Here is a 25,815-nt window from a genome sequence, read left to right as displayed (position 1 = left end):
AGTCTGATCGATCTCTGGGCTTCGGTTTGAGTGGTCCGCAACACGGGAAGTGGTGGGGGTATGACAGACGTTTTCGAGACCGCGACGGCGGCAGTCGGCCCGGTGGGCGAACTCTTTGATGATGTGGAGGAGATCGCGGTCCTCCGCGGTGGGGGACTCGGCGATCTCCTCTTCGCCGTGCCCGCCATCGAGGCGCTCGCCGCCGCGTATCCGGCTGCCCGCATCACCCTGCTCGGCACGCCGCTGCACGCGGAGCTCGTGCCCCGGCGCCTGGTGCCGGACGTCGACGTGGTCGAGGTACCGGCGAGCCAGGGAGTACGCGAGGGTGAGGAGGACCCGGAGGAGACGGCCCGCTTCTTCGAGCGTCTCGACGGCGTTTTCGACCTTGCGGCCCAGCTGCACGGCGGGGGACGGTTCTCCAACCCGTTCCTGCTGAGGTTGAACGCGCGCCACACCATCGGCGCCGCGACCCAGGATGCCGCGCCGCTCGAGCGCGTCTTGCCGTACGCCTATTACCAGAGCGAGGTGCTGCGTGCCCTCGAGATCGTCGGGCTTGCCGGGGCGCATCCGGTCTCGCTCGCGCCGACGATCAGGCCGACCGAGGCGGACAGGGAGGCCGCGGCGAGGCTGCTCACGCGGGCGTCGAGCCCGACGATCGTCGTGCACCCGGGGGCGAGCGACCCGAGGCGCCGCTGGCCGGCCATCTACTTCGCGGAGGTCGCCGCGCGACTCGTGGACGAGGGCTGCACCGTCGTGCTCGTCGGTGACGCGACGGATGCCGCGCTGGCGCGCACCGTCGTGGAAGAGACGCGGGCGCTCCTGCCCGCCTGGTTGCGCGGAAAAGTGCGTTCCCTCGCCGGGCGGCTGCGACTCGGCGAACTCGCGGCCGTGCTGCAGGCCGCGGACATCTTCCTGGGCAATGACAGCGGACCGCGGCACCTCGCTCAGGCCGTGGGCACGCCGACCGTCGCGATCTACTGGTTCGGAAACCTGATCAACGCCGGTCCACTGGGTCGCGCCAACGACCGCGTGCAACTCTCCTGGACGACCAGCTGCCCGATCTGCGGCAGGGATTCCACGCAGGTGGGGTGGACGGCGGAGCGATGCGAACACGACGTGTCGTTCGTGAGTGACGTGCAGCCCCTGGCGGTCTACGGAGACGTCGTGGAACTCATGGCCACGACTCCTCCTCCTCGTGACAGATGACGAGCTCGCGCACCTCGCTCCCGCGGGGCTGAGCGAGGGCGAACAGCACGGCCGCCGCGACGGCATCCGGATCGTTGAGGCGTGAGTCGTCGCTGGGCTTGTACTTCTCGGGGCGGTCGTCGAAGAAGCGGGTGCGCATTCCGGAGGGAATCAGGGTTGTGACGCCGATCTGCCCCCGTGTCTCCGCGGCGAGCGCTCGCGAGAACCCGAGGACGCCGAACTTAGAGGCACAGTATGCCGTCGCATCCGAGACCGCGCGCAGCGCAAGGGATGATGCCACGGTCACCACTCGGCCGTGGTTCTCGCTGAGAAAGGGGAGCGCGGCTCGCACGACCGCGACCGTGCCGAGGAGGTTGACGGCGATGACCCGGTCCCACTCCTCGGTGGGGACCTCGTCGAGGCGGCCACAGCGGTCGATACCCGCGGCGGTGACCACCGCGTCCAGACCACCCGAGCTCTCGGCGATCTCGGCGACCGCGCGCTCCGCGGCCCTCGCATCCGACACGTCGACCTCGAACGCGGCATAGTCGCGCACGCCGCTCGTGTCCCTGTCGAGCACGATCGGCGTTCCTCCGGCTTCAGCGACGGCCTCCGCGACGGCGGCACCTAGGCCGGAGCCGCCCCCCGTGACGAGGACGCGGCCGATGGGCGTTGCTGTTACAGGCATGATGATCCCTTCGTTGAACTGACAGGAGGCGAGAACGTGCGCGCTCAGCCCACTCGGGCGAGCGCGGAGGCGAGACCGGTGGTCGATCTCCCCGGGTAATAGGGAACGGTGACCGTGCGGCCGCCCCAGGTCTCGATGAGGCCGGATTCCGGTAGCTCGTGTTCGCTGTAGTCTCCGCCCTTGACCCAGACGTGGGGCTCGAGCCGCCGGAGCGCCTCCTCCGGCGTGTCCTCGTCGAAGACGAGCACGGCGTCGACGCATTCGAGCGAGGTGAGCAGGTCGCCGCGGTCGGCCTGATTCATGATCGGTCTCTCGCGACCCTTGAGCCTGCGCACCGACGCGTCGGAGTTCAGGCAGACGATGAGGCAGTCGCCGAGCGCCCTCGCGGCGGAGAGTGTGCGCGCGTGACCGGCGTGGAGCAGATCGAAGCATCCGCCGGTCGCGACGACCGTGCCGCCCCTGGCCCGGGTTTCCCTCGCGATGCGGATGGCGTCGATGCCCGCCATGCCGACCGCGTTCGCCGGTCGCTTCAATCCGCCGACGCCTCCGGCCGCGAGGAATACTGCGGTCTCGTTGACCGCCGACTGCAGGGCCTGCGGGAGTGCGAGGCCCCGAGCCAGCGCGGAGGTCAGCGCCGTGGCCAGGCGGTCGCCAGCACCGCAGGTATCGATCGGGTCCACCCGCGGTGCCGGGATCAGAAGAGGCAGGGACGCCGCCGCATCCAGGAGCACGCCCTGCGGGCCCAGGGTGACCGCGACGGCGGTCTCGCTCCAGCGATCACGCAGTATCGTCGCCGCCGAGGCGGCCTCGTCGAGGCCGGTTCCCCTCAGCCCCGCCGACGCGCAGGCCTCCGCAACGTTAGGGGTGACCACGGTGGTGGACGACACAGGGTCGCTGCCGCGCGGATGCGGGTCCCACACGAGCGGCGCGGAACGTGCCCGCCCCAGAAGCGCGTCGCGCACTCGCGGAACCGCAGTGAGCCCGCGCCCGTAGTCCGCCACGAGAACCGCATCGGCGGAGGCGATCGAGTCGATCATCGCGTCGCTGACCTGCGGTTCGGGGGCCGGCGAGCAGTCCTCGTCGACGCGCACGATCGGGTGATCATGGGCGCTGATCCGCATCTTGGTGGGGGTCGGGGCACGGGAAGCGCCGCTGACGACCGTCACGCCCTCCAGTTCCGAGCGCAGCCGCTCCGCTCGCTCATCCGCCGCGAGCGCGGTCACGAGCGTGACGTCGCAGCCATCGCGGGCGAGCAGTATCGCCGCGAGTCCCGCGCCGCCGGGGCGGTACGCGATCTCGGAGGCGTCGACGACGGGGACGGGCGCCTCGGGGCTCAGTCGCTCAGCCGCGCCGCGCACGTCGATGTCGAGCAGCGTGTCTCCGACCACGACGATCCTCATCGCGCCCCCGCATCAGCCTCGGCCACGGCCTGGTCGTACGACCGGCACATGGCGTGCACGGCCACGAGCTGGGCCTCCTGCACGTTCGCGGAGGGCCCGGGCAGGGCGATGTATTCATCCACGAGGCTCGTGAGCGGATTCGGCGATGCACCCGTGATGGCCCAGGTCGTCACCGCGAGCCTGCGGGCTTCCTCGACCGCGAGCAGCAGATTCCTGCTCGAGCCACTCGTCGACAACAGCATCAGCACGTCGCCGGGCCTGCCATGACCGGCCACTTGGCGAGCGAACACCTGGTCGAAGCCGTAGTCATTGCCGATGGCGGTGAGGCTCGAGGTGTCTGCGTGCAACGCGATCGCGGAGAAGGCGCGGCGCTCGCCGTCGAAGCGTCCGACCAGTTCCGCGGTCAGGTGCTGCGCTTCAGCGGCAGAACCGCCGTTCCCCGCGGCGAGCAGTCGCTGACCGGCCATGAGGCGGTGCGCCAGCTCCCGCCCCCAGCGATCGATGATCGGTGTCGCGTCGCCCAGGGCGGCGAGCACCGGTGCGAGGGACTCGATGTGACTGAGGCAGACGGATGCCTGACCAGTGGGTGTCTGACGCGTCGTCGGCGTCGACAGCTCGCGGATGCTCATGACAGGCTCGCTCCCTTCATTTCCTGCAGCGGTGCGCTCTGGCTGGCGCGGGCGATCGTGGCGCGGTAGACCCTGGAGGTCTCGGACGCGACCTTGTCCCAGGAGTAGCGGGACTCCACCCTGCGGCGGCCGGCCGCGCCCAATTGCTCGCGCCGAGCGGGGTTCGTGAGCAGCCCGCCGATGACGGACGCGATGGCCTCTGGGTCTCGCGGCGGCACATGCACGCCCGTCACACCGTCGACGATGCTGTCGATGAGACCACCCACGGAGGCAGCGACGACGGGGATGCCGCAGGCCATCGCCTCGAGCGGCACGATCCCGAACGGTTCGTACCATGGCGTGCAGACGACGAGATCCGCCGAGCGCAGCACCGCCGGCATCTCCTCGCGCGTGACCTGGCCACGAATGCGCACCCGGTCCGCCACGCCGAGCGACTCGGCGATCTCCATGAGACGTATCGTCTCCGGATCCCGGGCCGTGGCATCCGCATCGCCGACGCCGCCGACGATCACGAGTTCGGCGTCCGCGCCATCGTTGCGCAGGCGTGCGAGGGCATCGATGACGAGGTCGACCCCCTTACGCGGAACGAGGCGCCCGACGGACATGAGGCGATGTCTGTGGCCTCGTGGCTCGACCGGACCGGTCGGGGTGAACATCCGGATGTCGACGCCGCACGGGGCGACGGAGATTCTGCCCGGAGAGACCCCGAGCGCCTTCAGCTCAAACGCCTCGTCGGAGCAGGTGGCAATGATGCCATCACTGTTGCGGCCCACCCATGGCTCCAGCCATTCGCGCTCGGGCGGGCTGGTGTCTTCCGCACCCTGGTGCCGGCGCTTGACCACCCCGAGCGCGTGGAAGGTGTGCACCACCGGTATCGGCGCAAGGCCGGGCCGCCGTGCGGCATCGAGCGCGGCGAGGCCCGACATCCAGAAGTGGCTGTGCACGATCTGCGGGTTGGTGCGTTCCCAGTCCTGACGCATTCCTTCGGCGAGCTCTCCCATGTAGGGCAGCAGCTCATCCTTCGGCACTGCCTCGGGGGGTCCGGCCGTGACATTCACCACCTCGACACCGGGGGAGAGCTCGACCCGCTCGGGAAGGTCGGCGCTGTCCCGCCGCGTATAGACGGTGACGATGTCGCCGCGCTTGGCGAGGGCCTGCGAGAGGGCCGCGACATGCACGTTCTGCCCTCCTGCGTCGACGCCGCCCAGGGTCGCGAGCGGGCTGGCGTGTTCTGACACCATGGAGATTCTCATCGTTGGTTCCCTTCTGTGCTTGTGGCAATTCGGGTGCTGCGTTTCGGCACGGCCGCCACCGCGTCCTCGAGCACGTTCGACCAGCGCTCGAGAAAAGTGCCTAGCCCGTAGTGTTGAAGCGCGAACTCCCGGGCCGCGCGGCCCCGGACTCGCGCCTCTTCGGCGTTGTCGATGAGACGACGAGCGCCTCCAACGAGTTCGTCGATGTCGGTCGAGATGAAGCCGGCCTCGGGCGGCACGGCGCGGTAGGCCTCGGTTGTGGCGAGTGCGATGACGGGCATGCCAAGGTGCATCGCCTCCAGCAGCGCGAGGCCAAGCGACGTCCAGCGCAGCGGATGCAGGTAGGCACGCCGCAGGGCGAGCTGCGGCGCCAGCTGGGCCGGGGGCACGTCGCCGTGCGCCACGAGCGACGCCTCAGGCAGGTCGAACTCCCGGGAGAGCAGCTCGGTTCCCATCCCGTAGACGTCGAGCGGTGCCGCGCGGGTGAGGGCGGGAAGGAGGTCTGTGCCGGTGACCCGCCAGCGGCGCACCGGCTCGTTGACGACGACGCCCAATCGCGGCAGCCCTCCCGTGTAGAGCGCACCGAGGTCACGCACGCCGTGCTCGATCACCGTGGTGGGAGCACGCCCGCAGTCCCACATCAGCCGGTTGAAGTGCGTGACGTGAACGACCGTGATGTCGGCTCGCTCTGAGAGCGGATGCACGCTGTTCGGCACGTCGACCCGCGGCGTATTGTGCTCGAGGTAGACGGCAGGCACCCGTGATCCGAGGCGCCGCCCCAGCATCCGTTCGGCCGCGGGAAGCTCGTCGGGACGCTGCAGCACCACCACGTCGACGTCGGCGTCACGGAACTCGTGGGGGGCGAGCTCCCGGACGCTGGCCGGCCAGTCCCTGCCGCCTCGACCGAGCCCCCACGCGCCGCGCTCGGGTAGGGTCGGCATCAGGTAGTCGTGCTCTCCTCGCACGAAGGCATCGGTCCAGCCGCCGTGAACGTGCCAGAGCATGATTCTCATCGCAGCGCCGCCCCTCGGGCGTCGGGCTGTGCGGCGCGTGCGAGCAGTTCGAAGCTCGCCTCGATCACCTCGTCGGGGGTCACGTTCGAGAGGCACGGATGTCCGGGGATCGGACACTGTCTGGATCGTGTGTTCCTGCACGGCGCGTCCTGGTCTCCGAGCAGGGCGAACGGAACGCCCCATGGAGCCCAGCGCACGGCGGGCACGACGGGGGAGAACAGGCTGACGACGGGGGTGCCCACCGCCGCGGCCAGGTGCGCGGGCCCCGTATTGCCCGTGATGAGAACCGACGCTCCCGCGAGCACTCCTGACAGCTCCGAGAGAGAGGTGAGTCCGGCGAGGTCATGTGCGCCGGCTCCAGCGACCCGGGCCGTGAGGTCACGGTCTGCCGGGGTGCCCGTGACGACGACGTTGACGCCGCGGTCGAGGAGACGCTCAACCGTGACGGCATGGTGTTCCGCGGGCCAGCGCCTCGACGGCACCGCCGCCCCGGGATGAACCACGAAGTACGGTTCGTCTCCCGTCAGTCGCCTCATATCCGGCGCTGGGAGCACCGCAAGGCGGTCGTCCTCGCCCGGATATCCGGCGGCTCTGGCGATCGCCATCGCGCGGTGGGCCTCCGGTTGGTCCTCGGGGAAGTCTTCGCCGGGGCAGAGCCTCACGTCGAGCAGGGAGCCCGCGTGGTCGACGGATGCCCCGGTGACCTTCGGGATGCCCAGCAGCCGGAAGATCAGGGCGAGCGGCAGGGGTGACTGGTGGAAGGAGGTGAGGATGATCGCCTCGTCCGGCCTTGAGCCATCGAGCACGCGGAGGAGTTCGTCGGTGTTCTCGACGCCGACCTCCGGCGCGGGGTCGCTGATCCAGGGGCACGACCAGGTGAGCACCCTCGAGACCCCGGGTAGCAGTTCAGCGGCGGGAGCACCCTGCGGGCTGCACAGCATGCACACCTCGGTGACACCATCGGTCTCGGCAATCGCCCGCACGGCCGGGCCGCACAGCAGAACGTCTCCGACGCTGTCGAGGCGCGCGACCAGTACGCGCGTCACGGCCGCGCCTCGGAACGTGCCGCGGCTTCACCGCCCGACCAGTTCGGCTCCGCCCCGCTCAACAACAGCTCGACGGCGGCCGCAATCGTCGGAGCCACCTCCGCGGCCCGGTCGACCTCCGCCTGCAGCGTGCGCGGTGTGGGCACCAGCACTCCACGAGCGCCTGCCGCCTTCGCCGCATCCATGTCGCTGCCGATGTCGCCGATCACCGCGATGTCGCTCGCCGCGAAGCCGAGCTCGCGTGCCGCATCCAGAATCATCCCGGGCAGCGGCTTCCTGCACGAGCAGAGTTCCTCCGGACCGTGCGGGCATACACACCAGACGTCGAAGTGGCCGAGCAGCCGCTCGATGCGCTCGTTCACGGCATCCACCGAGCCTCGATCCAGGATGCCGCGGGCGATGCCGGACTGGTTCGTCACGACCCCGAGCGCGATGCCCGCAGAGCGCAGCAGGGCGAGCGAGCCCTGGCTGGTGGGCATCGGAACCACTCGCGCCGGATCGCCGTTGTATGGCACGTCGACGACGAGGGTGCCGTCACGGTCGAACAGCACCGCGAGGGGCGGTCGACGCGCTCCGACCGGGGTGGGGGAAGGATTCATGACTTCTGCTATTCCCCTGCTTCTTCTTCTCCAAACACTTCTTCTCCTCGCGTTCAGCTTCTTCCCCGCTGGCTGTCGGTCTGTGAGAGTGGAGGCATGGAATGGGTGACAGGCGACGACAGCTCCGACCGCCCGGAACTGCTCGTGCTGCGCGCGCTGAAGCTCGGCGACCTGCTCGTCGCCGTGCCGGCGATCCACGGATTGCGGCGCACTTTTCCCGGGCATCGGCTCGTTCTTGCGGTGCCCGGCTGGTTGTCACCCGTCGTCGAACTCGTGGGCGGCGTCGATGCGCTGCTACCCACTCCCGGCCTTGACGATCCCTTGCCGCTGGCGCCCGGACGGATCGATATCGCGGTGAACATGCACGGCAATGGACCCGAGAGTCGGGGCCTGATCGATGCGCTGGGGGCGAGGGTGACGATGGCGCACGGCGGCGCCGGCCCCGAGTGGGTCGACGGCATCCTCGAACGCCGACGCTGGGTGCGCCTCGTCGAAGCGTTCGGCGTGGCCGCCGACCCCAAGGATGTCGCCATTCGGGTGCCAGACGCCGCGCCCGCTATCGCCGGAGCGACAGTGATCCACGTCGGCGCCTTCTACGGCTCTCGTCGCTGGCCGGTGGAGCGCTTCTCGACCGTTGCCGCGGCGCTCGCCGCCGCCGGGCACCGGGTCGTCTTCACCGGCAGCGGTCAGGAGCGCGACCGCGCGCTGGAGGTCGCCCGCGGCGCCGGTCTCGGCGAGGAGGGGGTGCTCGCAGGTCGGCTCGATCTCGCCGAATTCGCGGCCGTCGTCGCCGCCGCGCGCGTCGTTGTCTCGGCCGATACCGGCGCGGCGCATCTCGCGTCGGCCTATCGGATACCGTCCGCGATCCTGTTCGGTCCTGCACCGCCGGAGGAATGGGGCCCGCCGTCGGACGGCCCGCACATCGTGCTTACCGACCCGGCGCGCCGGCTCGGTGAAACCTTCGCTGACGAGCCGGATCCCGCCCTGCTCGCCGTCTCGGCCGAGGACGTCCTCGCCGCCGTTCACGCGGTGCTTACCGGGAGATGAGGCTCAGGCGGATGCGCGCAGGTCGTGCCGCCGCGTTCCGTAGGCGAGCGATGCACGAAGTGCTGCGAGGATCTTCGCCAGCTGTCGGGAGACCTGCATCTGGGTCACGCCAAGTTGGCTCGCGATTTCCTGCTGGCTTTTCTCTTCGACGAAACGCAGGTACACGATGCTCTTGTCGCGCGAGGAGAGCCGCTCGATCGCCGGCGCGAGCATGGCGGCCAGTTCCACCCGTTCCAGACTGTCATCGGGGCCGCCGATCGTGTCCGCGAGCGGCACGTTGCCCTCGAGATTCGTCGGCACATCGAGCGAGGTGGGGCGAAAGCCGAGCTGCGCCTTCTCCGCCTCCTCGACTCTGCAGACGTCTTCGCCCAGTGCTCGCGCCAGTTCGTCGTTGGTGGGCGTTCTGCCCAACTCCTGCGCGAGGCTCGCGGCCGAGCTGTTGAGCCGGGCGCGCAGCTCCTGCACCGGTCGCGGTGGCCGGATGAACCACGCATTGTCGCGAAGGTGTCGCTTGATCTCCCCCGAGATCGTGGGCACCGCGAACGATGCGAAGTCCTCGCCCTTGTCGGTCGTGAAGCGCTGCGAGGCCTTCACGAGCCCGAGGTAGGCGACCTGCCTGATGTCTTCGGCATCCTGGGTTCTGCCGGTGTAGCGGTGGGCGATCGCGTTTGCGAGGTCCAGGTGTTGCAGGATTGTTTCGCGAACCTGCCGCTGGTGTTCTGTGGATGGTGTCGCGGCCATCATTCACCCCTTCCAAGTGTTCGGAAAAGACGTGCTCTACTCCCTGACCCCCTCTAGTACACAAACACCGAGAAGCACTTCTTCCCACCCATTGCCAAGAGGGAGAAGCTGAGGTAAAGAAGACGCGAGGATGTGACAGATGGCGCCGAATGCCACCCGAGGAGTCGAGCTTGTCCTGCTGCGGCACGGCGAGACCCAGTGGAACCGCGAGGGCAGGTTCACGAGCTTCACGGATGTCGCCCTGCACGACGACGCGCGCGCCGTGCTGGAGCAGACGGCGGCCACGCTCCGCGGCATGACGATCGACCGGGTGCTGGTCAGCCCCCTGCGCCGCGCGCGCGAGACCGAGCGAATCCTCCGCGAGTTCGGCGCGTTCGGGCGAGCACCCGCCGCGGTTTGCGAGGCGCTGCGGGAGGTGGGCTTCGGAGTATTCGAGGGCGCGACGAAGCAGGAACTCGGCAGCGGTCCGCGCGCACGAGAGTTCGAGCGGTGGTTTGCGGGCGACGCGTCGCCCGCCGCCCCGTCCGGTGAGGCATGGGACTCGGTGGCAGCCAGGGTCGACCGCTTCCTCGAAGAACGCTCGGCCGAATCGGGCACCACGGTCGTCGTGGCACACGGCTACCTGCTCAAGGCGGTTGCGGCCCGGGCGTTCGGCCTGCGGGCGAGCGCGGTGCGCACCCTCCGATGGCCGAACGGCGCCGTGCTGCGGCTGCGCCTGGCCGCGAACGGCTGGCAACTCGACGGCGAACTCGACTCCTGGCTCGGCGATCAGCTGAAGGACCGACGGTAGTCGGAGTCGAGCGGGCCTCCCCGGGCGGCTAGTTGGAGCCGGTGTCGTGCACGGCGAAGGGTTCGATCGCGGCGATCTCGTCGCTGTTGAGCGCCGGCGAGGAGAGCACGCCGAGGTTGTTCTCCAGCTGCGCGACGCTGCTCGCACCGATGAGGGCCGAGGTGACCTGCGGCTGTCGAAGCACCCAGCTCAGCGCGAGTTGGGCGAGGCTCTGGCCGCGTCCCTGGGCGATCTCGTTGAGGGCCCTGGCGCGCTCGAGGTAGGTGGCGTCGATGTTCTTCTCGGTCATCCATCGTCCCTCTGCCGCGCGCGAGTCCGCCGGGATTCCGGCGAGGTAGCGATCGGTCAGCAGGCCCTGCGCGAGCGGCGAGAAGACGATGCTGCCCATGCCGAGTTCGTCCAGCACCGGGAACAGGCCGTCCTCGATGTGGCGGTCGAACATGTTGTAGCGCGGTTGGTGGATGAGGAGCGGAATCTTGTGTTCGGCGAGCGCCCTGTGCGCCGCGAGCGTCTGCTCCGGATCGTAGTTGGAGATGCCGACGTAGAGCGCTTTGCCGGAGGTTACGGCGGTCGCGAGCGCCCCCATCGTCTCTTCGATCGGGGTTTCCGGATCGGGCCTGTGCGAGTAGAAGATGTCGACGTAGTCGAGACCGAGCCGATCGAGGCTCTGGTCGAGTGACGACAGCAGGTACTTGCGCGAGCCGAAGTCGCCGTATGGGCCGCTCCACATGTCGTAGCCGGCCTTGCTGGAGATGATCAGCTCGTCGCGGTACGGGCGGAAGTCCTCGGCGAAGATCCGGCCGAAGTTGCTCTCGGCGGCGCCCGCGGGCGGGCCGTAATTGTTCGCGAGGTCGAAGTGGGTCACGCCCAGATCGAAGGCACGGCGAAGGATCGCGCGCTGGGTGTCGAGCGACCGATCGGTGCCGAAGTTGTTCCACAGTCCGAGCGAGACCGCCGGGAGCTTGAGCCCGCTGCGCCCCACCCTCTTGTACTCGATGGAGTCGTAGCGATCGGTTGCGGCGTTATAAGGGGATCCCATGTTCCCAGCCTAGGCTGGCCCGCCGACAGCGCCGTGCATCATGGCTTCCCCGGGCGGAACCACGTAGGCTCGAAGGGTCAGGAGTTCTTGCGGTAACCGCCGAACGTGGCGGGTCGTGAAAGGAGAGTCCGGGATGGCGACAGAGACGAATATCGTCAAGACCTGGGTGGCCTCTGGGCCGGCCGGAGCAGTCGGTTCTATTCATCAGACCGACGAGGGCTACACCTTCAAGCTGCTGAGCGATGACGACTATCGCGGCACCTACCCCTCGCTCGAGGTGGTCAAGAGCGCCCTGCACGCGAGCCTCGAACCCGGCTCGGAGTGGCCGGAGTTCCGCGAGCACTAGCCACCGGTCCTCAACCGCGGCCCGCTCTGCCCACTCGTCCCCAGTTCGGCGGCGGGCCCAATCGTGAGCGTCATCGTTCGACAACACTGTCGGCATGACAGACAACATCACCCTCATCGGCTTCGTGGCCACGCCACCGAGGCACACCGTCACGGGCGAAGGCCTGCCCATCACCAGCTTCAGGCTGGCCTCCACCCATCGTCGCTTCGATCGCGCGCAGGGCAGGTGGGCGGATGGCGAAACCAACTGGTTCACCATCACGACCTTCCGTCAGCTCGCCGTCAACGCCGCGGGTTCCGTCAACAAGGGGGACAGGGTCATCGTCTCCGGCCGCCTTCGCATCCGCGGCTGGGAGGTCGGGGACCGCTCAGGCACGACGATCGAAGTCGAGGCGGATGCCGTAGGCCACGACCTCAGCTGGGGCACGACCGCGTTCTCCCGCACCATCGTGAGCGCACCGGTGCGCGACGGCAGCACGAAGGCGGCCGAGGCAGATGCCGGTGCGGCGACCGGGTCGACGGAGGGCGACTTCCCGACGAGGGAGGCGCTTGAGGCGGAAGACTCACAGCAGGCGGCCGACGCAGACAGCGTTGCCGCGCCATTCTGAGACGGCCGCGAGGCGACGGGCACGATGATGCGAGTCGTGCCCGTAGACTCTTTGCGACCGCTCCGCCAGTCCGGCGCGGCGGAGATATCACCGGCTGATCGCCAGCCGTTGCCGAGAGGAAGCGACGATGCGCAGCCCGCGGTTCTCGGTCGCTCTCGTCGGTGCGAGCCTGCTCATCCTCGCGCTCGTCGGCTGCACTGGTGCTCCCGTTTCTCCGAAGCCGAGCCAGGGTGAAGCTTCGGCATCCGCCCGGCCCAGCAGCACGCCCACGCCGGCGCCGAAGTACTACCCCGACGGCACGGCGAAGGGCAACAAACCCGTCTTCGACTCGGTCAGTCGCGGCGTGCGTGCCGCCAACCCGTCCGCCGGTGGCAGGGATGTCATCGATGCGCTCGTTGCGGCCGGCTTTGACCGGGCGAACATGCAGCTGACGCCGGACAAGACGACGATCAACCGCGCCGCCGACTCCGTGCTGTTCTCGGTGCGCATCGGTACTGACTGCCTGCTCGGGCAGTTCAGCGGCTCCGAATACACGAGTTCGATCCAGGCTGCGCTCACGAGCGGCGCCTGCCTGGTGGGCCAGACGCGTCCGATCGACTGGTAGCGCGCTGGCCGCACACTGTCCGCCGCGCTGTGCCGGCAGCGAACCGGCTCTCAGTCGGTCGGGCGGCGTCCCCGTCTTTCGTAGACTAGAGCCATGGCCGAATACATTTACTCGATGGTGCGCGCCCGCAAGGCGGTCGGCGACAAGCTCATTCTCGACGACGTCACGATGTCGTTCCTCCCGGGCGCCAAGATCGGTGTGGTCGGCCCGAATGGTGCCGGTAAGTCCACCATCCTGAAGATCATGGCCGGACTCGACACCCCCAGCAACGGTGAGGCGAGGCTCACGCCCGGCTACAGCGTCGGCATCCTCATGCAGGAGCCGGAACTCGACGAGTCGAAGACCGTGCTCGAGAACGTGCAGGAGGGCGTCGGCCCGATCAAGGCCAAGGTCGACCGCTTCAACGAGGTCTCGCTCGCCATGGGCGAGCCCGACGCCGACTTCGACGCGCTGATGGCCGAGATGGGCAGCCTGCAGGAGGAGATCGACGCCGCCGACGCCTGGGATCTCGACTCGCAGCTCGAACAGGCGATGGATGCACTGCGCACCCCGCCCGGAGACGCCACCGTCTCGAACCTCTCCGGTGGTGAGAAGCGCCGAGTGGCGCTCACCAAGCTCCTGCTGCAGAAGCCCGACCTGCTGCTGCTCGACGAACCGACCAACCACCTCGACGCCGAAAGCGTGCTCTGGCTCGAGCAGCACCTCGCGCAGTACCACGGCGCCGTGCTTGCCGTCACTCACGACCGGTACTTCCTCGACCACGTGGCCGAGTGGATCGCCGAGGTCGACCGCGGTCACCTCTACCCCTACGAGGGCAACTACTCCACCTACCTGGAGAAGAAGGGCGCTCGCCTCGAGGTGCAGGGCAAGAAGGATGCGAAGCTCGCCAAGCGCCTCGCCTCCGAGCTCGAATGGGTGCGCAGCAACGCCAAGGGCCGCCAGGTCAAGTCGAAGGCCAGGCTCGCCCGCTACGAAGAGATGGTGAACGAGGCGGAGAAGACGAGAAAGCTCGACTTCGAAGAACTCGTGATCCCGGTCGGTCCTCGCCTCGGCGCGCAGGTCATCGACGCGAAGAAGCTCGAGAAGGGCTTCGACGGGCGCATCCTCATCGACGGGCTGAGCTTCACCCTCCCGCGCAACGGCATCGTGGGCGTGATCGGCCCGAACGGCGTCGGAAAGACCACGCTGTTCAAGACCATCGTCGGCTTCGAGCCGCTCGATGGCGGCGAACTCAAGATCGGCGAGACGGTCGACATCTCTTACGTCGACCAGAGCCGCGGCGGCATCGACCCCAATAAGACACTGTGGGAAGTCGTCTCGGATGGCCAGGACTTCATCCAGGTCGGCAAGACCGAGATTCCCTCCCGCGGCTACGTCTCGCAGTTCGGATTCAAGGGTCCGGACCAGCAGAAGAAGGCCGGCGTGCTCTCCGGTGGTGAGCGCAACCGACTGAACCTCGCGCTCACGCTCAAACAGGGCGGTAACCTGCTGCTGCTCGACGAGCCGACCAACGACCTCGACGTGGAGACCCTCGGCAGTCTCGAGAACGCCCTGCTCGAGTTCCCCGGCTGCGCGGTGGTCATCACTCACGACCGGTGGTTCCTCGACCGCATCGCCACGCACATCCTCGCCTACGAGGGCACCGAGGAGAACCCGGCCAACTGGTACTGGTTCGAGGGTAACTTCGAGGCATACGAGGAGAACAAGCTCGAGCGGCTCGGGCCGGATGCGGCCAAGCCGCACCGCTCCACCTACCGCAAGCTCACGAGGGACTAATCCGTGACGCGTCTCAACCTCGCGATCCCGCTGCGCTGGTCCGATTTCGACGCGTATGCCCACGTCAACAACGCCGAGATGCTGCGCCTGCTCGAAGAGGCACGCATCCAGGCGTTCTGGCGGCCGGACGAGGGAAGCACCGCGGCGGCGGCAACGGCGGTGCTCGACTCCCGGCCCGGCGCCGAGTTCATCACTCTCATCGCCCGGCAGGAGATCGAATACCTGGCGCCGATTCCGTACATGCGCGCGCCGATCGACATCGAGATGTGGATCGGACGCATCGGTGGCGCGAGCCTCGAGATCTGCTACGAGATCTACTCGCCCCTCGGCGTCACGCCGCGCACACTGTTCACGAAGGCGGCGACGACGCTCGTCATGGTGAAGGCGTCCACGGGCAAACCGCAGCGCATCACGGATGAGCTGCGCGAGGCCTGGTCGCCCTACGTCGAGGAGCCGGTGGCCTTCACCAAGCGCGGCTGACGCTCTTTCGCAGGCGCCCGGATGCCTACCGCGGGTTTTGCTGGAACGATCCGGTCCACACGGCCCGCGCTCCAGACTCGCCGATCTGCACGACGGTGAGCACCGATCCCACCGCGGTCACCGCGACGGCCACGGCGAGCACGATCGTGACGACGAGTCGCGAGGACCGTGCGGGCATCCGCGGTGCGCCGAAGCGAAACCAGGCCCACTGAACGAGCGCGACGGCGAACACCGCGACGGCCCAGGGCAGCAGCGTCTTGCCGAGCGCGGCGTGCGCCTCCACGAGCGCGGTCTCACCCACCCGTTCCTCGAGCCACTCGCCGGCCTCGACGGTGATGGGCACGGCGATAAGCGCGACGAGGGCGATGATCGGCGTGACGACTCCGAGTCGTCGCCTGGCGGTCGGCCACACGGCTGTGAGCACGGTCGCAAGCGCGGCAACCGGCACCACGATCACCGTGAGATGCACGAGCAGCACGTGCAGCGGCAGCCCCGCGATCTCGTAGTCGATCATCAGGCGATGACGACCGAGTCGCCGGATACCTTGACGGCGACCTTGGCGAGCGCCTTCTCCGCAGGGCCGTGCGTGACCGCACCGGTGGCCGCCGCGTAGGTGGAGCCGTGGCACGGGCACTCGAAGTCCTTGGCCGCGGCCTCCACGGGGCAGCCCCGGTGGGTGCAGATGGCGCTGAAGCACACCACCTTGCCCTCGGTGGGCTGGGCGAGCAGCAGCGGCTTGCCGTCCACCTTGGCGGATGCCGTGCCGCCGACGGGAATGTCTGCGAGCTTCAGCACCGTCGCACCCTTGGTCAACTCGGGGCCGTTACCGCCGCCACCCGCATTACCGCCGCCACCCGCATCACCGGCGCCGTCTGCGCTGCAACCGGCGAGCAGAACGGCGCTGCCGCCCAGCACGGTCGCACCTCCCACGGAGAGTGCGGCGCGGCGGGAAAGAGGCGAGGAGGAGTTCATGTTGATCCCTGGGTTAGGTGGCACAGTAGTGCTCGACGCGATGCGGGCACCGTTCACCATAACCACGAACCGGATGTGCGATTGGTTCACGCCGCCCGGTAAGTGAACCGAATACGGCGTCATGACGTGGTCTCTGTGGGAGGTGTGCCGTGCCGGATGAGCAGGCCGAGTTGCTGCGGGTGCTGCACGACGAGCACGCCCCGGCACTGTGGCGCTACGTCGTGTGGTTGACCGGCGACCGCGAACTCGCCGAAGACATCGTGCAGGAGTCGCTGCTGCGCGCCTGGCGCAGGCCCCGCGTGCTCGATCAGTCCGAGACATCCGCCCGCGCCTGGCTCTTTACCGTGGCCCGCAACCTCGTCGTCGACCACGCTCGCAGCGCGAGGACGCGCAACGAGATCACCACGGATGCGCCACCCGAGCGTGCGATCGCCGACCAGACCGACGCTCTCCTCGACGCCTGGCTCGTCTCCGATGCACTCACGGCGCTCTCGCACGAGCATCGCCTCGTCGTCGTGCACTCGTATTACCTGGGGCAGTCTACGGCGGAGATCGGGCGGGAGCTCGGCATCCCCGATGGCACCGTCAAGTCGCGACTGCACTACGCCTTGCGAGCATTGCGACTGGCCCTGCAGGAACGCGGGGTGACCCAGTGAGCGCGACCGATCCGTACGGCGAGTGGGATGCCGCCTACCTCCTTGGCTCCCTGGCGGCGGCCGAGCGCCGCGAATACGAACGGCACCTTGACGACTGCCCGTCCTGCGCAGCCGCGGTGGCCGAGCTCGCGGGGATGCCGGCGCTGCTCGCGAAGGTTCCGGTGAGCGAGGCGAGCGTGCTCCTGCGGGGCGAGTCGCCCGAGGTGCCGCAAACGCTGCTACCGAGACTCGTGCGCTCGGTCCGACGGCGTCGTGTGCGAGTCATCACGCTCGTGGGGCTCGCCGCCGCCGCGGCGCTCACCGCGGTACTCATCGTGCCGCAGCTCCTTCCCGCGGCGACGCCGCAGGCGCCATCCGCGGAACCCGCGACGAGCACCGTTGCGCTCGACCAAATGTCGCCAGGACCGCTCAAGGCGAGCATCCGCTTGGTTCCGCAGGCCTGGGGCACGCGCATCGAGATGGACTGCCGCTACGGCGCGGCCGACGCGACCGGGTACGGTTCGGCGGCGACGACCGGTTACTACGCGATGTGGGTGACGGATGTCGCCGGCCACGCCACGCAGATCGCCACCTGGTCGGCGGGGCCCGGCCACGATGCCGAGCCGGCGGGGACGACGAGCCTCAGCGTGCCGCAGATCGCGGAGGTCGACGTGCGTTCGGCCGACACGGGCGAGGTGCTGTTGAGCGGGCGGCCCTAGAGCCCAGCTACTCGCGAGGCGCTCGCACCATGCCCTCCTGGGCGACGCTCGCGAGGAGCACTCCTTCGCGCGTGTAGATACGCCCCTCCGAGAGCCCTCGACCCCCCGTCGCCGTAGGAGACTCCTGCAGGTAGAGCAGCCACTCGTCGACCCGGCCGAAGCGGTGGAACCACATGGCATGATCAAGGCTCGCGACCTTGAGTCCGGGTGTCGACCAGGCGAGCCCGTGGCGGCGGAAGACGGGTTCGAGAATTGAGTAGTCGCTCAGGTAGGCGAGTGCCGCGCGGTGCAGGTTCTCGTCGTCGGGCAGCGTGCCCACGGCCTTGAGCCACACCGCCTGGTGCGCCACGCGAGGGCCGTCGGGGGAGAGGAAGACCGGTTTGTCGACGTGCCGCATGTCGAACGGTCGCTGCGTGGCCCAGTACTTCGCGACGGGATGGTCGAGTTCACCGAGCGCCTCCGCTGCGGAGGGTAGCGACTCGGGCTGCGGCAGGTCGGCGGGCATGTCGATCTGGTGCTCGAAGCCGAGTTCCTCGTCCTGAAACGAGGCGATCATCGACAGGATGGGCAGCCCATCCTGGTACGCCTGGGTGCGTCTGGTCGAGAAGGAGCGACCGTCGTGAATGCGAGCGACGGAAAAGGTGATCGGCAGCTCGACGTTCCCCGGACGCAGAAAGTAGCCGTGCATCGAGTGCACGTTGCGACCCTCGGGGAGGGTGCGCTGGGCCGCGACGAGCGACTGGGCGAGCACCTGACCACCGAAGACGCGACCGAGCGGCATCCACTGGCTCGGCCCGATGAAGATGTCCTCCTCGGTGCGCGCCTGCGTGTCGGTGAGGTCGAGTGCCGTCAGCAGGCTGGCGAGAGGGTCGGTCATGAATTCTCCCGGTGCGAATCGCGATTGGGCTTCACAGGTAGGTGGAAGCCCGCCGTTGTAGGTAGTTTAGAGTGCACATGAGCCGCACACTTTCTCTCGCAGACTCCCTCTCCCTCGGTGATTTGCACGTCTTCCTCAGCCGCGCCGCGCGCGTGGAGGACGGCTCGGTGCGCCTGATCTCCGGCTCCGGTGTGCTCGCCGTGTACGTCGCCGTGCTGTATCCCGCTGGCCTGCTCGACGAGACGCCGACAGTGCTCGGGCTTCGTACCTTCGCCCTCACCACGAGGGACGAGTTCGACGTCGTCGTGCCGCTCGGCTCGCTTCAGCAGCGGCTCAGCCGACTGCAGTCGGAGGTCACCGATCCGACCGCGCCGGTGCACATCACCCTTCCGATCGAGGTCAACACGATGACCTGGTCGGCGATCTCCCCGCCGCGAGGCGGTTGGCGGATGGTCGGCGACGCCGATCACGCGCGTTTCGAATCCGTCGCGAAGGCCGGCATCGACGAGGTCGCCGCGGCGATACCAGAGGGCACCGGCGAGCAGCTCGTGCGCCGGGTGCGCACGGAGGTCTGGGGCAGGCCGATCGACGGCCTTGAGCACGTGCCGGCCGGTGGCGCCTTCGCTGCCCACGCGCTCGGCTTCCTCGGTGCGGATGACGCGGTGCGGCTCTACGAGACCGGCCCGTGGACCCGGCTCACCACCCGTCGCGGCCACGTGCTGATCAAGCGGCGCGCCTGGAGCCTGCAGCGCTGAGCGCTCAGGCCGCGCGGTGGAGCGCGACCACCGGAATGACGCGCGCGGTCTTCTCCTGGTACTGGCCGAATCCGGGATTCGCGGCACTGAAGGTGCCGAACAAGCGGTCGCGCTCGGAACGCTCAAGAACCTCTGCGGTCGCGTCGTAGCTGACGATGCCGGCATCCGTCGCCTGCTCCACGTGCACCGCCGGGTTCGCGATGAGGTTGTGGTACCAGTCCGGGTTGGTCGGCGCACCGGCCTTCGATGCGATCACGTACACCGCATCGCCCTCGGTGAAGTACATCATCGGCGCGACGCGGGGCTGGCCGGACTTCGCGCCCGTCGTCGTCAGCAGCAGGAGGTGGGCACCGGCGAAGGGGCCACCGACCTTTCCATCGTTGTCGTGAAACTCGGCGATGATGGAGTCGTTCCAGTTGCTCATGACGTTCAGAACTCCCGTCTGGTCGGCACTATTCCCCGGCGGCGCATCATCAGAGCGCTGCCGCGGCTCGACCTGCGACTCTGCCGCTGAACAGGCAGCCGCCGAGGAAGGTGCCCTCGAGCGCACGGTAGCCGTGCAGGCCACCACCGCCGAAGCCGCTCGCCTCGCCTGCGGCGTAGAGACCGGTGATCGGACGACCCTCGGCATCCAGTGCCTGCGCGTCGAGGTTGGTCTGGATGCCACCGAGGCTCTTGCGGGTGAGGATGTGCAGCTTCACCGCGATGAGCGGCCCGGCCTTCGGGTCCAGCAGTTTGTGCGGACTCGCGACGCGGATGAGCTTGTCACCGCGGTAGTGCCTGGCCTGCCTGATCGCGTTGATCTGGGCATCCTTGGTGAAGTCGTTGTCGAGCTCGCGGTCGCGCGCGAGCACCTCGGTCTCCACTCGCTCGGCATCGATGACGACCTCGGGGGAGAGCTTCTGCATCCCCTCGACGAGCTCGGCGAGGGTGTCGGCGACGATGAAGTCCGCGCCCTTCGCCTTGAACGCCTCGACCGGTCCCGGCGCTCCCTTCTTGACCCGCTGCAGCAGCAGCCCGACGTCCTTGCCGGTCAGATCGGGGTTCTGCTCGCTGCCCGAGAGCGCGAACTCCTTCTCGATGATCTTCTGGGTGAGGATGAACCAGCTGTGGTCGTAGCCGGTCGAGACGATGTGCTCAAGCGTGCCGAGCGTGTCGAAGCCGGGGAAGAGCGGCACGGGCAGGCGCTTGCCCGTCGCGTCGAGCCAGAGGGACGATGGACCGGGAAGAATGCGGATGCCGTGGCTCGCCCACACGGGCGCATAGTTCCGGATGCCCTCCACGTAGTGCCACATGCGGTCCTCGTTCACGAGGAGCGCGCCGGCTCTCTCGGTGATGGCGAGCATCCGGCCGTCGACGTGGGCGGGGACGCCCGTGATCATCTCCTTCGGCGGTGCGCCCAGGCGCTTCGGCCAGTTCTTGCGCACGAGCTCGTGGTTGCCGCCGATGCCGCCGCTCGCAACGATGACGGCCGCGGCGCGCGATTCGAAGCTGCCCGTCTCGTCGCGGTTGCTCGCCTCGCCGCGGCCGGCGGCATCCGGTGCGAGCACAGCGCCGCGCACGCCGACGACGGCACCATCGCTCAGGATGAGCTCGTCGACCCGGTGCCGGAAGGCGAGGGTCACGAGTCCGCGGTCGACGCCCTTGCGCACGCGCGCGATGAAGGGGTCGAGCACGCCGGGGCCGGTTCCCCAGACGATGTGGAAGCGCGGCACCGAGTTGCCGTGCCCGGTGGCGGTGTAGCCGCCGCGCTCGGCCCAGCCGACCACGGGGAAGAACTTCACCCCCATGCCGCGCAGCCAGTCCCGCTTCTCGGTCGCGGCGAAGCGCAGGTAGGCCTCGGCCCACTGGCGCGCCCACTCGTCTTCGTCCCGGTCGAAACCGGCGGTGCCGAACCAGTCCTGGCGCGCAAGCTCGAGCGAATCCTTCACACCCATGAGGCGCTGCTCGGCCGAGTCGATCAGGAACAGGCCGCCGAACGACCACCAGGCCTGGCCCCCGAAGCTCGCCTCGGGCTCCTGCTCAACGATCGTCACGCGCTTGCCCGCGTCGACGAGTTCCGCTGCCGCGACGAGCCCGGCGAGTCCCGCGCCGACGATGATCGCGTCGCTGTGCTGGGGCGCGAGCGGTGCTGCTGCGTGTTCTGGCATCCGGAAACTCCCTTGTTTGGATCCGCATGTTCATAATTCAGGAAAAGAGCGGCGGATGCACGCGTGTGGCGGGTAGACACGCTCGGTTCGGCGCGGATTGCCCGAGTTACGAGCAGGATTGCGGCGCGGCGGCGGTGCTTGTGATTCACAGGGAGCGCGGGTAACGTCGCCTTAACTCCGGGCAACGAGGCTTGGGGCCCGGCCGTCGGTGCAATCCACCGGCGCCGTGACAGATCGTGCTGTGCCTGGTGTACCCACCGGGGCGGCGGCGACCTAGGGAGACCATGTTGCGTACCACCGCATCCGCAGACCACCTGGAAACCGAGCTTCTCGAGCTTCAGGATGATGTAGTCCAACTTCTGACGCCGTCCGGCGAGCGCGTGGCCAATCCGCGCTTCGACCCCTGGATCGCCGACATCGACGTGGAGCGCATGAAGTCGCTCTACGAGGATCACGTCGTCGTGCGCCGCATCGACACGGAGGCCACCGCCCTGCAACGTCAGGGCCAGCTGGGGCTCTGGCCGCCGCTCATCGGGCAGGAGGCCGCGCAGGTCGGCTCGGCGCGTGCGCTGCGTGAAGACGACTTCGTCTTCACGAGCTATCGCGAGAACGCCGTGGCCTACTGTCGCGGCGTCGAACTGGTCGACCTCATGCGCGTCTGGCGCGGTACCGCGCAGTCCGGCTGGAACCCCTACGACATCGGGATGGCGACGCCCGCGATCATCATCGGCGCCCAGACCCTGCACGCCACGGGCTACGCACTCGGCTGTGCGCTCGACGGTGCGGACTCGGCCGCGATCGCGTACTTCGGCGACGGGGCCACCACCCAGGGCGACGTGAACGAGGCCATGGTCTTCGCGGCGAGCTTCGCCGCCCCCGTGATCTTCTTCTGCCAGAACAACCAGTGGGCGATCTCCGAGCCCGTGGGGCTGCAGGCGCAGCGACCGATCGCCGAGCGCGCTCCCGGTTTCGGCATCCCGAGCATGCGCGTCGATGGCAATGACGTGCTCGCCGTGATGGCCGCGACCCGCATCGCGCTCGACCGCGCCCGCAGCGGCGGCGGACCGACCTTCATCGAGGCTGTGACGTATCGCATGGGGCCTCACACGACATCCGATGACCCGAGTCGTTACGTGGACCCGGAGGCGAAGGCCGAGTGGGCCGCGAAGGACCCGATCACCCGGCTCGAGGCGCTCCTCGAACGCGAGGGAGCGATGACCGAGGACTTCCGCGCCCAGGTCGCCGCCAAGGCAGACGCGGTGGCGAAGGAGTTGAGGGCCGGATGTATCGGCCTCAGCGACCCCGAACCGCTCTCGGTCTTCGACAACGTGTTCACCGCGCCAGACCCCTGGATCGAGCGCCAAAAGAGTCAGTACGCCGCCTACCTAGCCGGCTTCGAGAGGGAGGGGAGCCAGGCATGAGCACCACACTCACCGATGCCCCCGTCGACGGCCGCCCGACCACGGAGACGATGAGCCTCTCGAAGGCGATCAACTCTGGCCTGCGCCGCGCGCTCGAAGACGATGACAAAGTGGTGCTCCTCGGAGAGGACATCGGCAAACTCGGCGGCGTCTTCCGCGTCACCGACGGGCTGCAGCGCGACTTCGGCGAACGCCGGGTGATGGATGCGCCGCTCGGCGAATCCGGCATCATCGGCATGGCGGTCGGGCTGGCCTTCCGCGGCTACCGGCCGGTCTGCGAAGTCCAGTTCGACGGTTTCATCTACCCGGGCTTCAACCAGATCGTCGCGCAGGTCGCGAAGCTGCACTACCGCACGCGCGGCGCGGTGAAGATGCCGATCACCATCCGTGTGCCGTTCGGCGGCGGAATCGGCTCGGTCGAGCACCACTCCGAGTCGCCGGAGGCGTACTTTGCGCACACCGCCGGGCTCAAGGTCATCAGCTGTTCGAACCCGCAGGACGCGCACTCCATGATCAGGCAGGCGATCGCCTCCGATGACCCGGTGATGTTCTTCGAGCCGAAGCGCCGCTACTGGAGCAAGGGTGAGGTGTCCACGGAGCTCGACTCGCTGCCGATGGACCGCGCGCGCGTGGTGATGCCCGGCACGGACGTGACGCTCGTCAGCTATGGGCCGCTCGTGGCGACATCCGTGGATGCGGCGCTCGCCGCTGTCGACGACGGCGTCTCCATCGAGGTGATCGACCTTCGATCGCTCTCGCCCATCGACTTCGAGACCGTCGAGGCCTCCGTGCGCAAGACCGGCCGACTCGTGATCACCCACGAGGCCTCGCAGTTCGCCGGGATCGGCGCGGAGATCGCGGCGAACATCACGGAGCGCTGCTTCGAGTACCTGCAGGCGGCTCCGGCGCGGGTGACCGGCTTCGACGTGCCGTACCCGGCCGCGAAACTCGAAGACCACTTCCTCCCCAATCTCGACCGACTGCTCGATGCCGTCGATCGGGTCATGGGGCGCCGCAACTCGCTCAGCGGACGGGTGAGGTAGATGGCCAGCTTGGACTTCGCGCTGCCCGACCTGGGCGAGGGACTCACCGAATCGGAGCTCGTCTCCTGGCGGGTGACGGCGGGAGACGCCGTCGAACTCAACCAGATCATCGCCGAGGTTGAGACCGCCAAGGCCCTCGTTGAACTGCCCTCGCCCTTCGCGGGCACGATCACCCGGCTGCACGTCGACGCCGGCTCGACCGTCGAGGTCGGCTCGTGCATCGCGACCTTCGAGGTCGACGACGAGGCGGCCGTTGCTGAGTCCGCCCCGGTCGCCGAGCCGACCTCGGTCGCTGAGCTTGTCGAAGCGGGCGGCCCTCCGACCGGCTTAGGGACCGAAGCGGCGCGCGTGGAACGCGAGCCCGTTCTCGTCGGCTACGGGCCACCCGTCGAGGGCGGTGCGCGACCGAAGCGTCGTCCGCGCACCTTCCTCGACGACACACCCGACGCCGCGCCCCGGCCCACAGGGCAGGCGGCGACCCAGCCGCGCTCCACCCCTCCCGTGCGCAAGCTCGCGCGCGATCTCGGCATCGAACTGACCGACCTCGTCGGCACGGGCGATGGCGGTCTGATCACGCGGGACGACGTCGAGCGCGCGGCGGCTTGCGGTTCGTCCGGACCGCAGCCAGCGGCATCCGATCGCCCCCGCGAGACTCGCACCCCCATCCGTGGCGTGCGCAAGCACACGGCGGCGGCGATGGTGTCGAGCGCGTTCACGGCGCCGCACGTGAGCGAGTTCCTGACGATCGATGTGACGCCAACGATGGAGCTCATCGCAAAGCTCCAGCAGAGCCGCGAGTTCAGCGGCCTGCGCGTCAACCTGCTCACGGTCGTCGCGAAGGCTCTGTGCATCGCGGTCTCGCGCACGCCATCCGTCAACTCTCGCTGGGACGAGAGCGCGCAGGAGATCGTCGAGTTCGGCTACGTCAACCTCGGCATTGCCGCAGCGACGCCGCGGGGACTCGTGGTGCCGAACATCAAGGATGCCGACCGCCTGTCCCTGGCACAGTTGGCCGAGGCGCTGTCCGGCCTCGTGGAGACCGCGCGCGCCGGCAAGGCGAGTCCGGCCGACCTCGGTGGCGGCACGATCTCGATCACGAACATCGGTGTCTTCGGCATCGACGCGGGCACGCCCATCCTGAACCCGGGCGAGGCGATGATCCTCGCGATGGGCGCGGTCAGACGGATGCCGTGGGAGTTCCGCGGGGAGATAGCGCTGAGGCAGGTGCTCACCCTCAGCGTCTCCTTCGATCACCGACTGGTGGACGGCGAGCAGGGCTCGCGGTTCCTCGCCGACGTGGGAGCCATCCTCTCCGACCCGGGCATGCTCCTCACGATGGTGTAGCTGCCGCAATCGGGGCCACTTCGTCCAGTTTGGGTCAGCGCGTCGGCCCAGATCGGACGGATTGACCCGGATTCGGGATTGCTAGCGCGCGAGGAGCAGCCCGCGCAGGAAGGACGCCTGCCCCGCGTGCTGCAGGTCATCGGAGATGACGCTCACCAGTCGCACGCCGAGGGTCACCGGAGGGTCCCAGGACTCGTCGACGACGCGGTCGAGTTCGTCGGCTCCGAGCCCGCCGATCCAGTCGACGGTGCGCGCGCTCACGGCGTCGTGGTACTCGAGCAGCAGACTCGCCTCCGCGCGCACGGCAGCGACATCCTGTGGTCCCTGCGCGTAGCCCGTGGCCTCGGGCTCGAACGGCAGCTCGAAGCGCTCGGCCCATCCGGCCGAGGTCCAGAGTTGTTCGAAGCCCGCCGCGTCCGCGATGTGGTCGTCCTGCACCCTCGTGAGGTGCCAGACGAGCCAGGCCACCGTGTTGCCGTTCTCGTAGGGTTTGGTGGCGAGTTGCTCGGTGCTGAGGCCCTTGACTGCCGAGTGCACGATGCCGCGCACCCGCCCGATCGCGTCCACCAGGATCTCGTTGCCGTTCATCCGTTGCTCCTTTGATTGTGACTGGCTTGACTGTGACTGGCTCTGAATGTGCCGACTGTGCTTGAGCC

Annotated in this window: 29 protein-coding genes; 14 read left to right on the top strand and 15 right to left on the bottom strand. The window is 68.7% G+C overall.

What is annotated here, in order from left to right; translation table 11 throughout:
* Positions 1-60 precede the first annotated feature (60 nt).
* On the top strand, positions 61-1,206 hold the full coding sequence (locus ABUA37_RS00820) for a glycosyltransferase family 9 protein (protein WP_349897204.1): 1,146 nt from the start codon (positions 61-63) through the stop codon (positions 1,204-1,206).
* Here the strand turns inward: ABUA37_RS00820 and ABUA37_RS00815 are convergent.
* From ABUA37_RS00815 to ABUA37_RS00785, 7 genes are read right to left on the bottom strand one after another with little or no spacing between them, the layout of a single operon-like run.
* Complete coding sequence (locus tag ABUA37_RS00815; RefSeq protein WP_349897203.1) at positions 1,172-1,873, bottom strand: SDR family oxidoreductase; 702 nt, start codon at positions 1,871-1,873, stop codon at positions 1,172-1,174. The genes ABUA37_RS00820 and ABUA37_RS00815 overlap by 35 nt on opposite strands.
* A 44-nt stretch (positions 1,874-1,917) precedes the next feature.
* On the bottom strand, positions 1,918-3,273 hold the full coding sequence (locus ABUA37_RS00810; protein WP_349897202.1) for a PfkB family carbohydrate kinase: 1,356 nt from the start codon (positions 3,271-3,273) through the stop codon (positions 1,918-1,920).
* Positions 3,270-3,902 (bottom strand): D-sedoheptulose-7-phosphate isomerase, encoded by a 633-nt coding sequence (locus tag ABUA37_RS00805; RefSeq protein WP_349897201.1) that lies wholly within the window; start codon positions 3,900-3,902, stop codon positions 3,270-3,272. The genes ABUA37_RS00810 and ABUA37_RS00805 overlap by 4 nt, the downstream gene beginning before the upstream one ends.
* The gene (locus tag ABUA37_RS00800; protein WP_349897200.1) at positions 3,899-5,155 is read right to left on the bottom strand and encodes a glycosyltransferase; all 1,257 of its coding nucleotides are present in this window, start codon (positions 5,153-5,155) and stop codon (positions 3,899-3,901) included. Before ABUA37_RS00800 ends, ABUA37_RS00805 begins: the two co-directional genes overlap by 4 nt.
* Positions 5,152-6,168 carry a glycosyltransferase gene (locus ABUA37_RS00795; RefSeq protein WP_349897199.1) on the bottom strand — a complete coding sequence of 339 codons (1,017 nt, stop codon included), beginning with the start codon at positions 6,166-6,168 and terminating at the stop codon, positions 5,152-5,154. Before ABUA37_RS00795 ends, ABUA37_RS00800 begins: the two co-directional genes overlap by 4 nt.
* Entirely contained in the window at positions 6,165-7,214 is a 1,050-nt protein-coding gene (locus tag ABUA37_RS00790) for a glycosyltransferase family 9 protein (protein ID WP_349897198.1), read from the bottom strand. Before ABUA37_RS00790 ends, ABUA37_RS00795 begins: the two co-directional genes overlap by 4 nt.
* Positions 7,211-7,813, bottom strand: coding sequence for a D-glycero-alpha-D-manno-heptose-1,7-bisphosphate 7-phosphatase (locus ABUA37_RS00785; protein WP_349897197.1), 603 nt, complete (start codon positions 7,811-7,813; stop codon positions 7,211-7,213). The genes ABUA37_RS00790 and ABUA37_RS00785 overlap by 4 nt, the downstream gene beginning before the upstream one ends.
* A gap of 96 nt (positions 7,814-7,909) precedes the next feature.
* Here ABUA37_RS00785 and ABUA37_RS00780 point away from each other — a divergent pair, with 96 nt between their 5' ends.
* Positions 7,910-8,860 carry a glycosyltransferase family 9 protein gene (locus ABUA37_RS00780; protein ID WP_349897196.1) on the top strand — a complete coding sequence of 317 codons (951 nt, stop codon included), beginning with the start codon at positions 7,910-7,912 and terminating at the stop codon, positions 8,858-8,860.
* Between the two features lie 3 nt (positions 8,861-8,863).
* Here the strand turns inward: ABUA37_RS00780 and ABUA37_RS00775 are convergent, their stop codons facing one another.
* Positions 8,864-9,601: a sigma-70 family RNA polymerase sigma factor gene (locus ABUA37_RS00775; protein WP_349897195.1), complete on the bottom strand. Its 738-nt coding sequence runs from the start codon at positions 9,599-9,601 to the stop codon at positions 8,864-8,866.
* A 139-nt stretch (positions 9,602-9,740) separates the two neighbouring features.
* Between ABUA37_RS00775 and ABUA37_RS00770 the strand changes: the two genes are divergently transcribed.
* The gene (locus ABUA37_RS00770) at positions 9,741-10,391 is read left to right on the top strand and encodes a histidine phosphatase family protein (RefSeq protein WP_349897194.1); all 651 of its coding nucleotides are present in this window, start codon (positions 9,741-9,743) and stop codon (positions 10,389-10,391) included.
* Between the two features lie 28 nt (positions 10,392-10,419).
* On the opposite strand, the gene mgrA is transcribed toward ABUA37_RS00770, so the two are convergent.
* The gene (mgrA, locus tag ABUA37_RS00765; protein WP_349897193.1) at positions 10,420-11,430 is read right to left on the bottom strand and encodes an L-glyceraldehyde 3-phosphate reductase; all 1,011 of its coding nucleotides are present in this window, start codon (positions 11,428-11,430) and stop codon (positions 10,420-10,422) included.
* Positions 11,431-11,563: 133 nt separating this feature from the next.
* On the opposite strand from mgrA, the gene ABUA37_RS00760 reads away from it, so the two are divergent.
* The 5 genes from ABUA37_RS00760 to ABUA37_RS00740 all read left to right on the top strand — a co-directional run bounded on the left by ABUA37_RS00760 (position 11,564) and on the right by ABUA37_RS00740 (position 15,243).
* Positions 11,564-11,776: a methyltransferase gene (locus ABUA37_RS00760; RefSeq protein WP_349897192.1), complete on the top strand. Its 213-nt coding sequence runs from the start codon at positions 11,564-11,566 to the stop codon at positions 11,774-11,776.
* A gap of 94 nt (positions 11,777-11,870) precedes the next feature.
* The gene (locus ABUA37_RS00755) at positions 11,871-12,383 is read left to right on the top strand and encodes a single-stranded DNA-binding protein (protein ID WP_349897191.1); all 513 of its coding nucleotides are present in this window, start codon (positions 11,871-11,873) and stop codon (positions 12,381-12,383) included.
* A gap of 127 nt (positions 12,384-12,510) precedes the next feature.
* Positions 12,511-12,987, top strand: coding sequence for a DUF6993 domain-containing protein (locus ABUA37_RS00750; RefSeq protein ID WP_349897190.1), 477 nt, complete (start codon positions 12,511-12,513; stop codon positions 12,985-12,987).
* A gap of 93 nt (positions 12,988-13,080) precedes the next feature.
* Complete coding sequence (gene ettA / locus ABUA37_RS00745; RefSeq protein ID WP_349897189.1) at positions 13,081-14,763, top strand: energy-dependent translational throttle protein EttA; 1,683 nt, start codon at positions 13,081-13,083, stop codon at positions 14,761-14,763.
* A 3-nt stretch (positions 14,764-14,766) separates the two neighbouring features.
* Positions 14,767-15,243, top strand: a complete 477-nt coding sequence (locus ABUA37_RS00740) for an acyl-CoA thioesterase (RefSeq protein ID WP_349897188.1) — start codon at positions 14,767-14,769, stop codon at positions 15,241-15,243.
* Positions 15,244-15,268: 25 nt separating this feature from the next.
* On the opposite strand, the gene ABUA37_RS00735 is transcribed toward ABUA37_RS00740, so the two are convergent.
* Positions 15,269-15,757 (bottom strand): hypothetical protein, encoded by a 489-nt coding sequence (locus ABUA37_RS00735; RefSeq protein ID WP_349897187.1) that lies wholly within the window; start codon positions 15,755-15,757, stop codon positions 15,269-15,271.
* Positions 15,757-16,215 (bottom strand): Rieske (2Fe-2S) protein, encoded by a 459-nt coding sequence (locus tag ABUA37_RS00730; RefSeq protein WP_349897186.1) that lies wholly within the window; start codon positions 16,213-16,215, stop codon positions 15,757-15,759. The genes ABUA37_RS00735 and ABUA37_RS00730 overlap by 1 nt, the downstream gene beginning before the upstream one ends.
* Positions 16,216-16,364: 149 nt before the next feature.
* Between ABUA37_RS00730 and ABUA37_RS00725 the strand changes: the two genes are divergently transcribed.
* Both ABUA37_RS00725 and ABUA37_RS00720 read left to right on the top strand, forming a co-directional pair.
* A complete protein-coding gene (locus tag ABUA37_RS00725) occupies positions 16,365-16,871 on the top strand; it encodes a sigma-70 family RNA polymerase sigma factor (RefSeq protein WP_349897185.1) in 507 nt (168 codons plus the stop codon).
* Positions 16,868-17,569: an anti-sigma factor family protein gene (locus ABUA37_RS00720; RefSeq protein ID WP_349897184.1), complete on the top strand. Its 702-nt coding sequence runs from the start codon at positions 16,868-16,870 to the stop codon at positions 17,567-17,569. The genes ABUA37_RS00725 and ABUA37_RS00720 overlap by 4 nt, the downstream gene beginning before the upstream one ends.
* A gap of 7 nt (positions 17,570-17,576) precedes the next feature.
* On the opposite strand, the gene ABUA37_RS00715 is transcribed toward ABUA37_RS00720, so the two are convergent.
* Positions 17,577-18,446 carry an acyl-CoA thioesterase gene (locus ABUA37_RS00715; protein ID WP_349897183.1) on the bottom strand — a complete coding sequence of 290 codons (870 nt, stop codon included), beginning with the start codon at positions 18,444-18,446 and terminating at the stop codon, positions 17,577-17,579.
* 77 nt (positions 18,447-18,523) lie between these two features.
* On the opposite strand from ABUA37_RS00715, the gene ABUA37_RS00710 reads away from it, so the two are divergent.
* Complete coding sequence (locus ABUA37_RS00710; protein ID WP_349897182.1) at positions 18,524-19,201, top strand: hypothetical protein; 678 nt, start codon at positions 18,524-18,526, stop codon at positions 19,199-19,201.
* Between the two features lie 4 nt (positions 19,202-19,205).
* Here ABUA37_RS00710 and ABUA37_RS00705 read toward each other — a convergent pair whose 3' ends face one another.
* Positions 19,206-19,625: a nitroreductase family deazaflavin-dependent oxidoreductase gene (locus ABUA37_RS00705; protein WP_349897181.1), complete on the bottom strand. Its 420-nt coding sequence runs from the start codon at positions 19,623-19,625 to the stop codon at positions 19,206-19,208.
* Between the two features lie 49 nt (positions 19,626-19,674).
* Entirely contained in the window at positions 19,675-21,351 is a 1,677-nt protein-coding gene (locus ABUA37_RS00700; RefSeq protein WP_349897180.1) for an FAD-binding dehydrogenase, read from the bottom strand.
* Positions 21,352-21,635: 284 nt separating this feature from the next.
* On the opposite strand from ABUA37_RS00700, the gene pdhA reads away from it, so the two are divergent.
* From pdhA to ABUA37_RS00685, 3 genes are read left to right on the top strand one after another with little or no spacing between them, the layout of a single operon-like run.
* Positions 21,636-22,772, top strand: a complete 1,137-nt coding sequence (pdhA, locus tag ABUA37_RS00695) for a pyruvate dehydrogenase (acetyl-transferring) E1 component subunit alpha (RefSeq protein ID WP_349897179.1) — start codon at positions 21,636-21,638, stop codon at positions 22,770-22,772.
* Between the two features lie 50 nt (positions 22,773-22,822).
* On the top strand, positions 22,823-23,815 hold the full coding sequence (locus ABUA37_RS00690; protein WP_349897868.1) for an alpha-ketoacid dehydrogenase subunit beta: 993 nt from the start codon (positions 22,823-22,825) through the stop codon (positions 23,813-23,815).
* The gene (locus ABUA37_RS00685) at positions 23,816-25,159 is read left to right on the top strand and encodes a dihydrolipoamide acetyltransferase family protein (RefSeq protein WP_349897178.1); all 1,344 of its coding nucleotides are present in this window, start codon (positions 23,816-23,818) and stop codon (positions 25,157-25,159) included.
* An 81-nt stretch (positions 25,160-25,240) separates the two neighbouring features.
* Here the strand turns inward: ABUA37_RS00685 and ABUA37_RS00680 are convergent, their stop codons facing one another.
* Complete coding sequence (locus ABUA37_RS00680; RefSeq protein WP_349897177.1) at positions 25,241-25,747, bottom strand: mycothiol transferase; 507 nt, start codon at positions 25,745-25,747, stop codon at positions 25,241-25,243.
* Positions 25,748-25,815: the final 68 nt, after the last annotated feature.

This window comes from Parafrigoribacterium soli, from assembly GCF_040227235.1.
GTDB classification, from domain to species: domain Bacteria; phylum Actinomycetota; class Actinomycetes; order Actinomycetales; family Microbacteriaceae; genus Parafrigoribacterium_A; species Parafrigoribacterium_A soli.
Note: the sequence above shows the minus strand (reverse complement) of the source record. Positions and strands in the feature narration are given on the sequence as shown.

What these genes read in the sequence shown, in the direction of transcription:
- ABUA37_RS00820 (WP_349897204.1), top strand. Translation starts at nt 61, where the DNA reads ATGACAGACGTTTTCGAGACCGCGACGGCGGCAGTCGGCCCGGTGGGC.
- ABUA37_RS00815 (WP_349897203.1), bottom strand. Translation starts at nt 1,873, where the DNA reads ATGCCTGTAACAGCAACGCCCATCGGCCGCGTCCTCGTCACGGGGGGC.
- ABUA37_RS00810 (WP_349897202.1), bottom strand. Translation starts at nt 3,273, where the DNA reads ATGAGGATCGTCGTGGTCGGAGACACGCTGCTCGACATCGACGTGCGC.
- ABUA37_RS00805 (WP_349897201.1), bottom strand. Translation starts at nt 3,902, where the DNA reads ATGAGCATCCGCGAGCTGTCGACGCCGACGACGCGTCAGACACCCACT.
- ABUA37_RS00800 (WP_349897200.1), bottom strand. Translation starts at nt 5,155, where the DNA reads ATGAGAATCTCCATGGTGTCAGAACACGCCAGCCCGCTCGCGACCCTG.
- ABUA37_RS00795 (WP_349897199.1), bottom strand. Translation starts at nt 6,168, where the DNA reads ATGAGAATCATGCTCTGGCACGTTCACGGCGGCTGGACCGATGCCTTC.
- ABUA37_RS00785 (WP_349897197.1), bottom strand. Translation starts at nt 7,813, where the DNA reads ATGAATCCTTCCCCCACCCCGGTCGGAGCGCGTCGACCGCCCCTCGCG.
- ABUA37_RS00780 (WP_349897196.1), top strand. Translation starts at nt 7,910, where the DNA reads ATGGAATGGGTGACAGGCGACGACAGCTCCGACCGCCCGGAACTGCTC.
- ABUA37_RS00775 (WP_349897195.1), bottom strand. Translation starts at nt 9,601, where the DNA reads ATGGCCGCGACACCATCCACAGAACACCAGCGGCAGGTTCGCGAAACA.
- ABUA37_RS00770 (WP_349897194.1), top strand. Translation starts at nt 9,741, where the DNA reads ATGGCGCCGAATGCCACCCGAGGAGTCGAGCTTGTCCTGCTGCGGCAC.
- mgrA (WP_349897193.1), bottom strand. Translation starts at nt 11,430, where the DNA reads ATGGGATCCCCTTATAACGCCGCAACCGATCGCTACGACTCCATCGAG.
- ABUA37_RS00760 (WP_349897192.1), top strand. Translation starts at nt 11,564, where the DNA reads ATGGCGACAGAGACGAATATCGTCAAGACCTGGGTGGCCTCTGGGCCG.
- ABUA37_RS00755 (WP_349897191.1), top strand. Translation starts at nt 11,871, where the DNA reads ATGACAGACAACATCACCCTCATCGGCTTCGTGGCCACGCCACCGAGG.
- ABUA37_RS00750 (WP_349897190.1), top strand. Translation starts at nt 12,511, where the DNA reads ATGCGCAGCCCGCGGTTCTCGGTCGCTCTCGTCGGTGCGAGCCTGCTC.
- ettA (WP_349897189.1), top strand. Translation starts at nt 13,081, where the DNA reads ATGGCCGAATACATTTACTCGATGGTGCGCGCCCGCAAGGCGGTCGGC.
- ABUA37_RS00735 (WP_349897187.1), bottom strand. Translation starts at nt 15,757, where the DNA reads ATGATCGACTACGAGATCGCGGGGCTGCCGCTGCACGTGCTGCTCGTG.
- ABUA37_RS00730 (WP_349897186.1), bottom strand. Translation starts at nt 16,215, where the DNA reads ATGAACTCCTCCTCGCCTCTTTCCCGCCGCGCCGCACTCTCCGTGGGA.
- ABUA37_RS00715 (WP_349897183.1), bottom strand. Translation starts at nt 18,446, where the DNA reads ATGACCGACCCTCTCGCCAGCCTGCTGACGGCACTCGACCTCACCGAC.
- ABUA37_RS00710 (WP_349897182.1), top strand. Translation starts at nt 18,524, where the DNA reads ATGAGCCGCACACTTTCTCTCGCAGACTCCCTCTCCCTCGGTGATTTG.
- ABUA37_RS00705 (WP_349897181.1), bottom strand. Translation starts at nt 19,625, where the DNA reads ATGAGCAACTGGAACGACTCCATCATCGCCGAGTTTCACGACAACGAT.
- ABUA37_RS00700 (WP_349897180.1), bottom strand. Translation starts at nt 21,351, where the DNA reads ATGCCAGAACACGCAGCAGCACCGCTCGCGCCCCAGCACAGCGACGCG.
- pdhA (WP_349897179.1), top strand. Translation starts at nt 21,636, where the DNA reads ATGTTGCGTACCACCGCATCCGCAGACCACCTGGAAACCGAGCTTCTC.
- ABUA37_RS00690 (WP_349897868.1), top strand. Translation starts at nt 22,823, where the DNA reads ATGAGCCTCTCGAAGGCGATCAACTCTGGCCTGCGCCGCGCGCTCGAA.
- ABUA37_RS00685 (WP_349897178.1), top strand. Translation starts at nt 23,816, where the DNA reads ATGGCCAGCTTGGACTTCGCGCTGCCCGACCTGGGCGAGGGACTCACC.
- ABUA37_RS00680 (WP_349897177.1), bottom strand. Translation starts at nt 25,747, where the DNA reads ATGAACGGCAACGAGATCCTGGTGGACGCGATCGGGCGGGTGCGCGGC.